The 12,895-nt window shown below is 70.8% G+C and carries 12 protein-coding genes; 6 read left to right on the top strand and 6 right to left on the bottom strand.

The features are described from left to right. Positions 1–13 precede the first annotated feature (13 nt). The 4 genes from ACBJ32_RS41920 (at position 14) to ACBJ32_RS41905 (ending at position 3,817) form a co-directional block, all read left to right on the top strand. Positions 14–913 carry a hypothetical protein gene (locus ACBJ32_RS41920; RefSeq protein ID WP_375131529.1) on the top strand — a complete coding sequence of 300 codons (900 nt, stop codon included), beginning with the start codon at positions 14–16 and terminating at the stop codon, positions 911–913. 49 nt (positions 914–962) lie between these two features. Then, complete coding sequence (locus ACBJ32_RS41915) at positions 963–1,418, top strand: hypothetical protein (protein WP_357876850.1); 456 nt, start codon at positions 963–965, stop codon at positions 1,416–1,418. Positions 1,419–1,528: 110 nt separating this feature from the next. Next, positions 1,529–2,290, top strand: coding sequence for an isoprenyl transferase (locus ACBJ32_RS41910; protein ID WP_357876853.1), 762 nt, complete (start codon positions 1,529–1,531; stop codon positions 2,288–2,290). A 258-nt stretch (positions 2,291–2,548) separates the two neighbouring features. Then, positions 2,549–3,817 carry a PhoH family protein gene (locus ACBJ32_RS41905; protein ID WP_375131660.1) on the top strand — a complete coding sequence of 423 codons (1,269 nt, stop codon included), beginning with the start codon at positions 2,549–2,551 and terminating at the stop codon, positions 3,815–3,817. A 3-nt stretch (positions 3,818–3,820) separates the two neighbouring features. On the opposite strand, the gene ACBJ32_RS41900 is transcribed toward ACBJ32_RS41905, so the two are convergent. Genes ACBJ32_RS41900 through ACBJ32_RS41890 form a run of 3 tightly spaced genes read right to left on the bottom strand, consistent with a single transcriptional unit; the run spans position 3,821 to position 6,428 of the window. Then, positions 3,821–4,324 carry a hypothetical protein gene (locus ACBJ32_RS41900; protein WP_357876856.1) on the bottom strand — a complete coding sequence of 168 codons (504 nt, stop codon included), beginning with the start codon at positions 4,322–4,324 and terminating at the stop codon, positions 3,821–3,823. Beyond that, on the bottom strand, positions 4,321–5,733 hold the full coding sequence (locus ACBJ32_RS41895; RefSeq protein ID WP_375131528.1) for an ATP-binding protein: 1,413 nt from the start codon (positions 5,731–5,733) through the stop codon (positions 4,321–4,323). The genes ACBJ32_RS41900 and ACBJ32_RS41895 overlap by 4 nt, the downstream gene beginning before the upstream one ends. Positions 5,734–5,753: 20 nt before the next feature. Beyond that, positions 5,754–6,428, bottom strand: a complete 675-nt coding sequence (locus ACBJ32_RS41890; RefSeq protein WP_185100819.1) for a response regulator transcription factor — start codon at positions 6,426–6,428, stop codon at positions 5,754–5,756. A gap of 375 nt (positions 6,429–6,803) precedes the next feature. Here ACBJ32_RS41890 and ACBJ32_RS41885 point away from each other — a divergent pair, with 375 nt between their 5' ends. Continuing rightward, positions 6,804–7,409: a lytic transglycosylase domain-containing protein gene (locus tag ACBJ32_RS41885; RefSeq protein ID WP_375131659.1), complete on the top strand. Its 606-nt coding sequence runs from the start codon at positions 6,804–6,806 to the stop codon at positions 7,407–7,409. 78 nt (positions 7,410–7,487) lie between these two features. Beyond that, complete coding sequence (locus ACBJ32_RS41880) at positions 7,488–9,485, top strand: glycosyltransferase family 2 protein (RefSeq protein WP_375131527.1); 1,998 nt, start codon at positions 7,488–7,490, stop codon at positions 9,483–9,485. On the opposite strand, the gene ACBJ32_RS41875 is transcribed toward ACBJ32_RS41880, so the two are convergent. From ACBJ32_RS41875 to ACBJ32_RS41865, 3 genes are read right to left on the bottom strand one after another with little or no spacing between them, the layout of a single operon-like run. Next, positions 9,475–10,620, bottom strand: coding sequence for a tannase/feruloyl esterase family alpha/beta hydrolase (locus ACBJ32_RS41875; RefSeq protein ID WP_375131526.1), 1,146 nt, complete (start codon positions 10,618–10,620; stop codon positions 9,475–9,477). The two genes, ACBJ32_RS41880 and ACBJ32_RS41875, sit on opposite strands and share 11 nt — an antisense overlap. Then, positions 10,621–11,622 (bottom strand): alpha/beta fold hydrolase, encoded by a 1,002-nt coding sequence (locus tag ACBJ32_RS41870; protein ID WP_375131525.1) that lies wholly within the window; start codon positions 11,620–11,622, stop codon positions 10,621–10,623. It abuts the gene before it with no gap. Then, positions 11,619–12,893: an MFS transporter gene (locus ACBJ32_RS41865; RefSeq protein WP_375131524.1), complete on the bottom strand. Its 1,275-nt coding sequence runs from the start codon at positions 12,891–12,893 to the stop codon at positions 11,619–11,621. The genes ACBJ32_RS41870 and ACBJ32_RS41865 overlap by 4 nt, the downstream gene beginning before the upstream one ends. Positions 12,894–12,895: the final 2 nt, after the last annotated feature.

Below are 12,895 nucleotides of genomic sequence, written 5' to 3'. Positions count from 1 at the left end.
CTTGGGAGGCGGCATGCGGATCGTCAACATGGGCGAGTGGCCCCTGGGCCAGGAGGACGAGCGGCGGCACGACCCCGGCGGCGAGCCGCTGTGGAACGAGTCCTGGTACTACGACTTCGTCTCCGAGGACGGCCGGACGGGCGGCTACGTCCGCCTCGGCCTCTACCCCGGCTGGGACCGCGCCTGGTACTGGGCCTGCCTGGTCACCGCCGGCGGCGACCGGGTCACGGTGCTCGACCACGAGGCGGCCCTCCCCGGCCCGGACCTGGCGGTGTCGGGTCCCGGCTACACGGCCTCCCACCGCACCGCCGGCCCCTTCGAGCGCGCCGAGATCCGTCTGAGCTCCGCCGAGCTCACCCTGGACCTGGAGTTCCGCACGGCGGCCGGCGTCTACGGCTACGCGATCACCCCGCGCTACGAGATCCCCTGCGAGGTCACCGGCACGATCGGCGGCGTGCCCTTCCACGGGCACGGCGAGCGCGACCACAGCTGGGGCGTGCGTGACTGGTGGTCGATCTCGTGGTCGTGGAGCAGTGCCCGCCTGGACGACGGCACGTACCTGCACGGCATGCGCGCCAACCTGGGCATGGAGCTGCCCTGGCCGGCGTTCATGGCGAGCAAGGGGAGCCTGGCCCACGTCGAGGGCTTCTCGGCTGCCACCGCCTTCGACGGTGACCGGCCGGCCCGGACCGTGCTGGACTTCCCCGGCTGCGCCACGACGGTGCGCCCCATCGCGTTCGCCCCGGTGACGCTCACCTCGCCCGAGGGCGTGGTGGCCGAGTTCCGGAGGGCGCTGTGCGCGTACGAGACCGAGGACGGGCGCACGGGGCACGGCTGGACGGAGTGGCACCAGCCGCCGGGCTGGCGGGGGCACGACTGGGAGCCGAGGGTTCAGCGGGGACGCGGGGGGTAACGGGGAGGGAGTGGGGGGTCTACGCTGCGTCGACGGGTCCTATCTGACCGTGACGCCGGTCGCGTGCACCGACAGCGTCGGCGCGCCGTACGAGATCACCCTGGAGCTGCACCGCGACGGCACCCCGTACGGCACCGTGGGCGAGCGCTGCGGACACCTGCTGGCGCGCCTGGCGCGCGGCGTCGACGAGGCCCGCCAGGGCAGGGGCGCGGCCAGGCGCTGGACGGATCCCGACGACCGCTTCCCCTGCGACGAGCCCGACAGCGAGCTGTTCTCCTTCCGTTACCTCACCAGGGCCGGGCTGGGCGGGGGCGAGCTGCGCTGCCAGTTGCGCACCATCCCCGTGTGGCAGCCGGGCCCCGGCGAGTGGCGGCTGACCAGGAGGGCTTACGTGGAGGCCTGGGGCGCCACCGGCGTGGGCATGCGCGCGGTGCTCACCTCCGCGGAGCTGTCGGTGTTCGTCCGGCAGCTCGTGGATGAGGCGGAAGGGTGTCTGAAAGGTTGAGAGTCTGCGCAGGAATGGCGTAGACGGAGCGGGCACGGGCGATTCGCGGTGATAATTGCCTGTTGGAGCAAACGACCAATGGGGCATCAGCACCGCTGGGGAGGCACTCCGTGGGCCTGCGCGATCTGGTCTACCGGCTGTACGAACACCGGCTGGAGGCCAAGCTGTCGAAGGACAGCATTCCCCGGCATGTCGGGGTCATCATCGACGGCAACCGCCGCTGGGCGCGTGCCATGGGCATGCGTGACGTGTCCACGGGGCACCGCAAGGGGGCGGACAAGATCTCCGAGCTGCTCGGCTGGTGTCGCGAGCTGGGCGTCGAGGTGGTCACGGTCTGGATGTTGTCCAACGACAACCTCAACCGGCCGCGGGAAGAGCTGGAGCCGCTGCTGCGCATCATCGAGGACGTGACGCAGGAGCTCGTGGCGGAGGGCTGGCGGATCAGCCCGGTCGGCGCGCTCGATCTGCTACCTGACCGGACGGCTAATGTCCTAAAAAATGCAAAAGAAGCGTCATCACACCGTCCAGGCCTGATTGTGAACGTTGCAGTTGGGTATGGAGGAAGACGTGAGATTGCCGATGCGGTGCGCTCACTGCTCCAGGAGCACGCGAGCAGGGGAGCGAGCATCGAGGACCTGGTCGAGGTACTCGATGTCGAGCACATCGCGGAGCATCTTTACACTCGCGGCCAGCCCGACCCGGACCTCCTCATCCGGACCTCGGGCGAGCAGCGTCTGTCCGGCTTCATGCTCTGGCAGAGTGCTCACTCCGAGTTCTACTTCCACGAGGCCTACTGGCCGGACTTCCGCAGGGTGGACTTCCTTCGGGCGCTGCGCGATTACGCTGCGAGACACCGGCGTTACGGTTCCTGACACGACAATCGGGTATCCAGGACGTAACGTTGGAAGTGTCCGGTCACAGGTCGGACATTTCGGAGAGGGCCCGCCTTTGCACCAACACTTGCCGAGGGGGGCCGGACTCCGGCGCCGACGGCAGCTCGCGGTCGGGGACGCGGGTCCGGTCCGATTCCCACCTCGTCTGCAGGGTGCCCGCACCAAGGGGCACCCGGGGGAGAACGTGTGGCAGTGTCCTCGAGCAACCCTACTCACCAGTCGGCCAAGCGCACGTACGTGCTGGACACCTCGGTCCTGCTAGCCGACCCGGCGGCGATGACCCGGTTCGCCGAGCACGACGTGGTCCTTCCGATCGTGGTCATCACGGAGCTGGAAGGCAAGCGTCACCACCCGGAGCTCGGTTACTTCGCCCGCAAGGCCCTGCGCTACCTGGACGACCTACGGGTCCAGTACGGCAGGCTGGACGAGGCGATGCCGACGGGGGACGGCACGATCAGGGTCGAGCTCAACCATAGCGATCCGTCCATTCTGCCCGTGGGCTTCCGCCTCGGCGACAACGACACGCGCATCCTGACCGTGGCCCGTTCGCTGGCCAGCGAGGGCTGCGACGTCGTCCTGGTCTCCAAGGACCTGCCGATGCGGGTCAAGGCCGCCTCGATCGGCCTGGCGGCCGAGGAGTACCGCGCCGAGCTGGTGCACGAGTCGGGCTGGACAGGCATGGCCGAGATCCAGGTCACCACGGACGACGTCGAGACGCTCTTCGAGTCCGGCACCGCCGACCTGGAGGAGGCCAGGGAGCTGCCCGCGCACACGGGCCTGCGCCTGCTGTCGGCCAAGGGCTCGGCGCTCGGCCGGGTGCAGCCCGACAAGTCGGTGCGCCTGGTCCGCGGCGACCGCGAGGTCTTCGGCCTGCACGGCCGCTCCGCCGAGCAGCGCATCGCGCTCGACCTGCTGATGGACCCGGAGATCGGCATCGTCTCGCTCGGCGGCCGGGCCGGCACCGGCAAGTCGGCGCTGGCGCTGTGCGCGGGCCTGGAGGCGGTCCTGGAGCGCCGCCAGCACCGCAAGGTGATCGTCTTCCGTCCCATCTACGCCGTCGGCGGGCAGGAGCTCGGCTACCTGCCCGGCACCGAGGGCGAGAAGATGGGCCCGTGGGGCCAGGCGGTCTACGACACGCTCGGCGCGATCACCTCACCCGAGGTGATCGAGGAGGTGCTCGACCGGGGCATGCTGGAGGTGCTCCCGCTGACGCACATCCGCGGCCGGTCGCTGCACGACGCGTTCGTGATCGTGGACGAGGCCCAGTCGCTGGAGCGCGGGGTGCTGCTGACCGTGCTGAGCCGGATCGGCGCCAACTCGCGGGTGGTGCTCACCCACGACGTGGCCCAGCGCGACAACCTGCGCGTCGGCCGGCACGACGGCGTGGTCGCGGTGGTGGAGAAGCTGAAGGGTCATCCGCTGTTCGCCCACGTCACGCTCACCAGGTCCGAGCGCTCCCCGATCGCCGCGCTGGTGACGGAGATGCTCGAGGACATCACCATGTGACGCTCACTTGAGCTCACCGCACGTGTGCCGCCCCTCGTCCTTCGGGGGGCGGCCCGCCCGCTCCCGCACGATCCGCACCACCTCGTACGCCGCGTCCTGCTGCGCGGTGCAGACGATCTGCGCCATGCCGAGCTTGGTCAGCGTGCCGTCGCCGCTGATGTAGACGGTCAGCGTCGAGGTGCGGGGGAGCTGGATCTCGTCGCGCTGCGGCGGATTGATCGAGTTCCTGGTCCGCAGGTACGTGAACCCGCGCAACGCCGTGTCCCGGTCGCCGAGCGGGCGGGAGGAGGCCTCGAAGAGCGCGCCGAGCACGCTCTCCACGGTGTCGTCCTCGACGTCGGCCGGCTCCCGCGCCAGCTTGCCGTTCCTGACCAGGTAGATCGTCTTGGTCGGCGGCGGGATCTTGACGGTGGGGGCGCTGCCCCTGTCCTGCACGTCGGTGGGCGAGATGCCGCAGGCCGTCGTGGCCAGCAGCAGCAGGGCGGCGATGCTCGTGAGGGCCTTCATACGTGCGGGAGCCAGACCGTGAAGAGGGTGCCCGGGTGCTGGGGGCGTACGGAGATCGTGCCCCCGTGGAGCTGGACGTTGGCGCGGGCGATGGCCAGGCCCAGGCCGCTGCCCTGGCTGCGCGCCCGGCCCGCGCCGGCCTTGAAGAAGCGGTCGAAGACGTGCGGCAGCGCCTCGTGCGGGATGCCCTTGCCGTGGTCGCGCACCTTCACCTCCAGTCCGTTCTCCGTGGTCCTGGCCGTGACCACGACCGGGGGCAGGCCGTGCTTGAGCGCGTTGCCGACCAGGTTGGCCACGATGACGTCGAACCGGCTGGGGTCGAGGTTGGCGGTCAGTCCCTGGGATGCGGTGACCGTCACCTGGTCGCTCCAGCCGCGTACCTCCAGGCAGTCCTGGATGGAGTCGGCCACGTTCACCGGCTCCAGGTTGAGGGTGGCCGTGCCCGCGTCGAAGCGGCTGATCTCGATGAGGTGCTCGACCAGCTCGCGCAGGCGCTCGATCTCCCTGAGCACCAGCCGCACGGCCTGGGCGGGCGCCTCCGGCAGGTGGTCGGCCTCGTCGGAGAGCATGTCGGCCACGGCCGTCATCGCGGTCAGCGGCGTGCGCAGCTCGTGCGAGACGTCGGCCACGAACCTGCGCGACATGGCCTCCAGCGAGCGCAGCTCCGACACGCTCAGCTCCAGCGCGGCCGCCGCGTCGTTGAACCGGGCGGTGAGCCCGGCCAGCTCGTCGTGGCCGTGCACGGGCAGCCGGGTGTCCAGCCTGCCCTGGCCGAGCGCCTGGGCCGCGGCGCTCAGCCGGCGCACCGGCAGCAGCACCTGACGGGCCGACAGCAGCGCCACGCCCAGGGCGCTCAGCACGATGACGAGGCCGGTCTGGGCCAGGGCCGTCCTGAGCGTGTCGAGCTGGCGCTCGTCGTCGCGCAGGGGGAAGAAGACGAACGCCTGCAGGCCGGTGGACTCGGGCCGGCCCGCGTTGTCGCGGTAGACCTCGGCGCCGACGATGAGGTAGAGCTCGTTGTCAATGATCTTGCGTTGGGTGACGACGCTCTGCTTGGCCCTGCCGTGCAGCTCGTTGGGCACGTCGCTGAGCGACATGGGGCCCTCGGTGGCGACGAGGGTGCCGTACTCGACCAGCGCGCTGCGGCCGGGCCCTGCCAGCGCGTGGGCCACGCGGTCGAGCTCCCTGGAGGTGGGGGCGGCCTCGCCGGGCCTGAGCTTGCCGATCGGGAAGTCGATGGTGGCGAGCTCCTTGGTCACCAGGTCCAGCGAGGCGGCCTCGGTCCTGGTGAGCAGCGCGGTCTTGGCCAGCTCGTAGCCGATGGTGGCGACCAGCAGGGAGGCGGTGACGGCGACGAGGGTGAAGGTGATGACCAGGCGGGCGCGCAGCCCTGTGGGACGGGGGATCACCCGGAGGATCGCGGGGCGGATCACGGAGGGCTGAACCGGTAGCCGAAGCCGCGCACGGTGTGGATGAAGACGGGCTCGGCCGGCTTGGGCTCGATCTTGGCGCGGATGCGCTGCACGCAGGCGTCCACCAGGCGGGAGTCCGCGATGTGGGTGTGGTCCCAGACGGCGCGCAGCAGGTAGCGGCGGTTGAGCACCTGGCCGGGGTGCCGGACGAGCTCCAGCAGCAGCCGCAGCTCCGTCGGGGTCAGGTGGATCTCCTTGCCGGCCAGCGTGACCTTGAGCGCGCCCCGGTCGATCACGAGGTCGCCGAACGTGATGCGGTCGGAGGCGGCGGACTCGGCGCGGCGCAGCACGGCGCGGATGCGGGCGTCCAGGACGCGCGGCTCGACCGGCTTGACCACGTAGTCGTCGGCGCCGGCCTCCAGCCCGACGACCACGTCCAGGTCGTCGCCGCGGGCCGTGAGCAGGATGACGGGGAGCTGGTCGAGCTTGCGGACGCGGCGGCACACCTCGACGCCGTCGATCCCCGGGAGCATGACGTCGAGGATCGCGATCTCCGGGCGGCGGGCTCTGATGTGGTCGAGAGCCTCCTCACCCGTCGCGTACGACGTGACGGAGTGCCCCTGCCTGGTCAGCGCCAGCTCTAGAGCCGTACGGACCGAGGGGTCGTCTTCTACGAGGAGGATGCCAGCCACGCGCACATTATTATTCCATGTCTCGAATACCCGGTATGTGTCACCAAACTGTGACACGGCCCAGATGTGATCCGGAAGAAGGGCCGCGACCCTGAAAGCGGCTTCCCTTCGGAGAACGGGCGCCCGAAGGGAAGCCGTCCATGATGTGACGAATGTCACAATTTTTCGGAAACGCAGGGCTAACCTGCTGCTTGGTGAAATTTACGTCAAGCGATTCCCGCGTTTCGGTTGCGGACCACCCCCCAGGACAGGGCAAGCTCATGCTTCGTGAGCCCCGGTCCGCAGTTGAGTGAGCGCCCCCCGAAGGAAGACCTCCCCTCGGCGCGCCGGCCTTCGCGCTTCACTCCCAAGCGCATCATCATCACCGTGCTGTCGCTGGTGATCGTCCTCGGCGGCGGCGGCTACACCGCCTACCGCGCCGTGCAGAACGCCAGCGAGCCGCCGAAGCCGCCGATGTCGCTCACCGACCTCGGCAAGATCGCCAGCGGCGACCTGTACGCGCCCGACCCCGAGGCCGACCTGCTCAAGGCCGAGGCCGAGCAGGCGTACAAGGCCGACCAGCTCAAGAAGGGGCGCACGGGCGCGGCCGGCAAGGGCCTCGACTGGGTGGTGCCCGAGCAGGCCCCCGGCGGCGACGGCTTCCCCGCCCAGAACTTCCCGCCGGGCAGCGACCCCTCGCCGGGCTCCAACAAGGCCACCGCGAAGTCGATGCTGGCCTCGTTCGGGTTCGGCGCCGACCAGTGGGGCTGCCTGGAGCGGCTCTGGCACAAGGAGAGCGGCTGGAACGAGCGGGCCATGAACCGCTACTCCGGCGCGTACGGCATCCCGCAGTCGCTGCCCGGCAGCAAGATGGCCAGCGCCGGCGCCGACTGGCAGACCAACGCCGCCACCCAGATCAAGTGGGGTCTGGGCTACATCAAGGGCCGCTACGGCACGCCCTGCGCCGCCTGGGGCCACTCGCAGCGCGTCGGTTGGTATTAAGTCGGGAGCGGGTCAACTTTCCTTCCCCAATCGGCAAGCCGTCACGCCCGATCCTGTATACGGGCGCACGCTGGCCGCATGGGTGTGAAGGTCAGTGTGATCATCAATGTCCACAATCCGGGTGACACCGCCGACGCGTGCGTCCGCTCCGCGCTGGAGCAGACGATGCCCCCGGACGAGTACGAAGTGATCGTCGTGGACGACGGGTCCACGGACGGGACCGCCGAGCGCCTGGACATCATCGCGACCGTTCGCGAGAACGTCCGGGCGCTGCACCTGCCGTACACGGGCTCACCCTCGCGCGCCCGCAACGTCGGCCTGGCGGCCGCCGCCGGCGACTACGTGTACTTCCTGGAGCCGGGCGACCGGCTGGAGCGGGACGCCGTCGAGCGCATGCACGACCGGGCCGTGGAGACCGACGCGGACGTGCTGGTCGGCCGCCTGGTCCGCGACTTCGGCCCGCCGATGACCGCCTTCGCGCGCAGCACCGGCCGGGCCGACATCCTGCGCGACCGGCTGCTCACCCTGCTTCACCCGCAGCAGCTCTACCGGCGCGCGTTCCTGGAGGAGCACGAGCTGGGCTTCTCCGTGCCGGGCAGCCGGATGGGGGAGCAGGCGTTCGTGCTGCGTGCCTACCTGCAGGCCAAGGTCATCGCGGTGCTGGCCGATCACGTCTGCTGCCACCTCGGGGAGCGTCCCGGCGTCGAGGAGGAGCCGCGGGCCATCGTCAAGGAGCTGCACAAGCTGCTCGACGACATCGACACCTACGTGGGCGAGGGGCGCCAGCGCGACCGCATGTACGCGTACTGGCTCCGGTACGCCCTCCTGCGCCCGCTGCTGACCAGCAAGTTCGCCGACTCGTCCGTCGATCGGGGCATGCACTTCCGCGTCGTGCAGGAGCTCATGGAGCAGCGCTTCCCCGAGCGCCTCGACCGCCACCTGCCGGTCCAGCTCCGCGTCGTGGCCGCGTACGTCCGCATGGGGCGCCTCGACCAGATCGTGCTCATGTCGAACTCCTCCAAGCGCGCGGGCCTGCGCGCCGACCTCACCGAGGTGCGCTGGGACGCCGACGTCCTCGTGCTCGGGCTGACCGCCGAGGTGCTGGCCGGCGACGGCACGCCCGACAAGTACCAGGTGGACGGCGACAGCCTGCACTGGATCCCGCCACGCTCGCTGGAGACCAGGAAGCTGCCCGCGGACGTCACCGACATCACCAGCGACGTCGAGCGGGCCCGCATCGAGCTCTACGTGCGCCACGCCGAGACGGGCGTCGTGCACTTCCTGCCGCTCACCCAGCACGTCGAGCGCGTCCCGGCGGGCCGCCGCAGGGTCCGCGTCCGCATCAAGGGCGAGACCCGGCTGGACATCACCACGGCGGCCCTGGGCGAGCCGCTGCGGCCGGGGGTGTGGGAGGTGCACGTACGCATGTTCAGCGGGGCCAACCAGGCCAGGAGCCGCGTCAGCCACCCCGACGGCCCGCTCAACTGTCTCGGCGTGCTGGCCCAGCGGCCCAGGATGCGGCTGGTCGTGCCGTGCTGGAGCGACTCGGGCGAGCTGGGGCTGGCCATCGAGCCGCGCACGTTCTCCGAGTCGATCAAGCTGGTGTCGCCGGGCGTGACGGTCAAGCACCTCGGGCGGCATCTGTACGTCGTGCTGCCGGTGCCGTACGTGCCGCCGAGCGGCGGCCCGCCGCTGGAGCTGGTCATGCGCAGCACCGGCAGGCGCGCCCGCGAGGTGAGCGCCCCCGCCCTGGTCGAGGCCGGGGTGCCGGGCAGGCTCGCCGGCCAGCTCGTGGCCAAGGTGCCGGTCAAGCGCCTGCTGCCCAGCGCCGAGCACTTCGGGCCGGGAAGCTGGCTGTGCACGCTGCGCTCCCCCGACGAGGAGGTCGGGCTGCGGTTCGCGCTGGAGATGCGCAGGGGCAGGATCGTGGCCCGCCCTGCCGCCGCCGCCGATCCCGAGCGCCGCTCGCCCATGGGCCGCGACACCGCGCTGCACCGGCTCGGCCGCAGGCTGCCCGGCGCGCGGCACATCGTGCGTCTGGCGCGCGCGGGCAGGCACCGCTACCTCATGGACTGACCCAGCCCTCCAGCTCCTCGAAGGCGCCTCTGAAGGCCGGGAGCATCGGCTTGAGCCGGTCGGGGTAGAGGTCCACCAGGCTGTCGAGGTGGTTGCCGCCCTCGACCCGGTGGTAGCGGAACGGGCGGTGCGGGCCGACCATCTTCGCGTACACGTCGGAGTCGCGCGAGATCGGCAGCAGCGTGTCCAGCGTGCCGTGCAGGGTGATCAGCGGCTTGGTGATCCTGCCGGTCAGCGCGATCCTGGCCACGGCGGCGTACGGTTTGCGCTCGTCGTAGTCGTAGTCCGCCGCGGCGCCCTGGTAGGACGGGTCCAGCTCCTTCTGGTAGAGCTGCTGGGTGAGCTCCCAGTAGTACTGCCGGTGGAACGGCCACAGGAACTCCGAGCCCGCCGCGAATCCGGCCGCCCGCACCCCGGCCTCGTCCGGGTACGCCTTCAGCGCCGGCGGCAGGAAGTTCAGCAGGTTGTCGCCCTTGACCCGCCAGAGCGTGCCCTCCCAGTCCACGCCGCCGTCGTAGAGCCGGCCGCGGTTCTCCAGCTGCCAGCGCACCAGGTAGCCGCCGTTGGAGATGCCCGCGGCGAACGTGCGCTCGGGCTGCCTGCCGTACCGCTGCCTGACCACGGCCTTGGCGGCCACCGTGAGCTGGGTGACGCGGTGGTTCCACTCGGCGATGGCGTCGCCGGGGCGGCGGCCGTCCTCGTGGAAGTTCACGCCCACGTTGCCCTTGTCGGTGGAGGCGAACGCGTATCCCTTCGACAGGACCCAGTCGGAGATCGTGTAGTCGTTGGCGTACTGCTCCCTGTTGCCGGGGGTGCCGGAGACGACCAGGCCGCCGTTCCACTCCTTCGGCAGCCTGATCACGAATTGGGAGTCGTGGTTCCAGCCGTGCGTGGCGTTGCCGGTGGAGGTGTCGGGGAAGTAGCCGTCGATCTGGAGGCCGGGCACGCCGGTGGGGTTGACCGTGGCGGCCGAGTGCAGCCCGGCCCAGTCCGCGGGGTCGGTGTGGCCGGTCCGCGCCGTGCCGGCCGTGGTCAGGTCGTCGAGCGCGGCGATCCGCGCGTGCTCGGCGCCCGGGACCGTGATCTGGCCCGCCGGCGTCAGTAAGCTCGCCACGAGCGTGAGCGCGACCAGCATCTACGCCTCCCTCAGGTGTTCGGCCAGCAGGCGCTGGAACTCTTCCGGGTGCTCCAGGTGCGGGCTGTGGCCGCAGTCGTCCAGGACGGACTCGCGGTATCTCCCGTACCGCTCCAGCACGGCCCTGGTCTGGCTCACCATGGGCTGGGCGGGGGTGCCGGGCGAGCCGGGCACGACGCCGAGCGCCCCCAGGTGGGCCAGGTCGAACAGCGAGGCGTCCGAGACGATCACGTCGTCGGCGCCCCTGATCCACAGGATCGGCGGCTTGGGGTCGATCCTGTGGAGGTCGTCGAGTCGGAATTGGGTGGGCGCGGCGGCGTTGAGCACGCCGGTCTTGCCCGGTGCCACGCCCGGCCAGGCGTCGGAGGTGGCGGCGTCACCGGGGTAGTGGACCTCGCCGACGCGGGTGGTGAGCATCGCGCGGACGTAGAAGTCCTCGTCGGGGACGGGGCGGTTGTTGACGTAGGCGGAGCGGAAGACGTTGCGCGGAGAGGTGGGAGATTCATCCGACATGTCGCCCGCCCGGAGCCGAGTCACGAAATCAGGATTCGCGGCGCCCGCGCCCGATCCCGCGCCGCCGGGGTGCGTGAGCCGCCCCTCCGGGCCCTGCGTGCCGCCGAAGCCGTAGGGGGAGATCGGGTTGACCAGCGTGACGCTCCTGACGGCGCTCGGGCGGTCGCGCAGCAACTGCAGCACGATGCCGCCGCCCAGGCTCCAGCCCACCAGGTGGACCCGCTCCAGGCCCAGCGCGTCGACCAGCTCGATCAGATCGTCCGAGTAGTCGCGCAGGCCCCTCGTGGCGTCCACGGGCGCCGGGTCGGTGCCGCCGAACCCGCGCAGGTCCACCGCCAGCGGACGGTACGCCTCGGGCAGCGCGGCCATGGCGTCGCGCCAGAAGGCGGCGGAGGAGACGTTCCCGTGCACGAACAGCACGGGCTCGCCGGTGTTCCTGCCCTCGACGGTCAGGACGTGCTGGGTGAGCCTCGGCGTGGTGACCTTCATTTCGCGTAGATCCTCTCGGCCAGGTCGGTGCCCCGAGTCTCCCGGGCGGCGTAGACCGAGACCAGGGTGAGCAGCGCCGCCACCCCGAGGTAGGCCGAGATGGGCACGCTGCTGCCGAACTGCTGGAGCAGGGCCACCGCGATGATCGGGGCCAGCGCCCCCGCCACGATCGCCGAGAGCTGCGCGCCGATGGACACGCCGGTGTAGCGGGTCCTGGTGCCGAACAGCTCGGAGAAGAAGGCCGCCTGCGGGCCGTACATCATGCCGTGGAAGAGCAGGCCGACCGTGACGGCCAGGGTGATGGCCAGGAAGTTGCCGGTGTCCACGAGCGGGAAGAACGCGAAGATCCACACGCCGATGCCGGCGGCGCCCGCCAGGTAGATCGGGCGGCGGCCGACCCGGTCGGACAGCGCGCCCCACACCGGGATCGTCACGAAGTGGATGGCCGAGGAGATCAGCACCGCGTTCAGCACGGTCGAGTTGTCGATGCCGGTCTGCTTGGCGTAGGTGATGACGAAGACGGTCAGCAGGTAGAACGAGATGTTCTCCGCCAGGCGGGCGCCGATCGCGACCAGCACGTCCTTGGAGTGGTGACGCAGCACCCCGACGATCGGGGCCCTGGGCTCCGGTGGGGCCTCCTTGAAGACCGGCGACTCGCTGATCGACAGCCGGATCCAGAGCCCGATCAGCACCAGCACGCCCGACAGCAGGAACGGCACCCGCCACCCCCACGACAGGAACGCCTCGTCCGACTGCCAGGCGGCCAGCGCCGCCAGCACGCCGGTGGCCAGCAGGTTGCCGCCGGGGGCGCCCGCCTGCGGCCAGGAGGCCCAGAAGCCGCGCCGCGCCGTGTCGCCGTGCTCGGAGACGATCAGCACCGCGCCGCCCCACTCGCCGCCGAGCGCGAAGCCCTGGACGAGCCGCAGCGCCGTCAGCACCAGCGCCGCCGCCGGGCCCAGCGTCTCGTACGTCGGCAGGCAGCCGATCAGGAAGGTCGCCGTGCCCATCATCAGCAGGCTGACGACCAGCAGCGTCTTGCGGCCGATCCGGTCGCCGAAGTGGCCGAAGACCAGGCCGCCGAGCGGGCGGGCGACGAATCCGACGGCGTAGGTGAGGAACGACAGCAGCGTGCCGGTCAGCGGGTCGGACTCGGGGAAGAAGAGCTTGTTGAACACGAGGGCGGCTGCCGAGCCGTACAGGAAGAAGTCGTACCACTCGATGGTGGTGCCGATCAGGCTCGCGGCGACGATCTTCTTGATGGAAGTGGCCATGC

The organism is Nonomuraea sp. GTA35, from assembly GCF_041950525.1.
Classification (GTDB): domain Bacteria; phylum Actinomycetota; class Actinomycetes; order Streptosporangiales; family Streptosporangiaceae; genus Nonomuraea.
Note: the sequence above shows the minus strand (reverse complement) of the source record. Positions and strands in the feature narration are given on the sequence as shown.

Coding starts and splice junctions, on each gene's coding strand:
- ACBJ32_RS41920 (WP_375131529.1), top strand. CDS start 14: ATGCGGATCGTCAACATGGGCGAGTGGCCCCTGGGCCAGGAGGACGAG.
- ACBJ32_RS41900 (WP_357876856.1), bottom strand. CDS start 4,324: ATGAAGGCCCTCACGAGCATCGCCGCCCTGCTGCTGCTGGCCACGACG.
- ACBJ32_RS41880 (WP_375131527.1), top strand. CDS start 7,488: ATGGGTGTGAAGGTCAGTGTGATCATCAATGTCCACAATCCGGGTGAC.
- ACBJ32_RS41875 (WP_375131526.1), bottom strand. CDS start 10,620: ATGCTGGTCGCGCTCACGCTCGTGGCGAGCTTACTGACGCCGGCGGGC.
- ACBJ32_RS41870 (WP_375131525.1), bottom strand. CDS start 11,622: ATGAAGGTCACCACGCCGAGGCTCACCCAGCACGTCCTGACCGTCGAG.
- ACBJ32_RS41865 (WP_375131524.1), bottom strand. CDS start 12,893: ATGGCCACTTCCATCAAGAAGATCGTCGCCGCGAGCCTGATCGGCACC.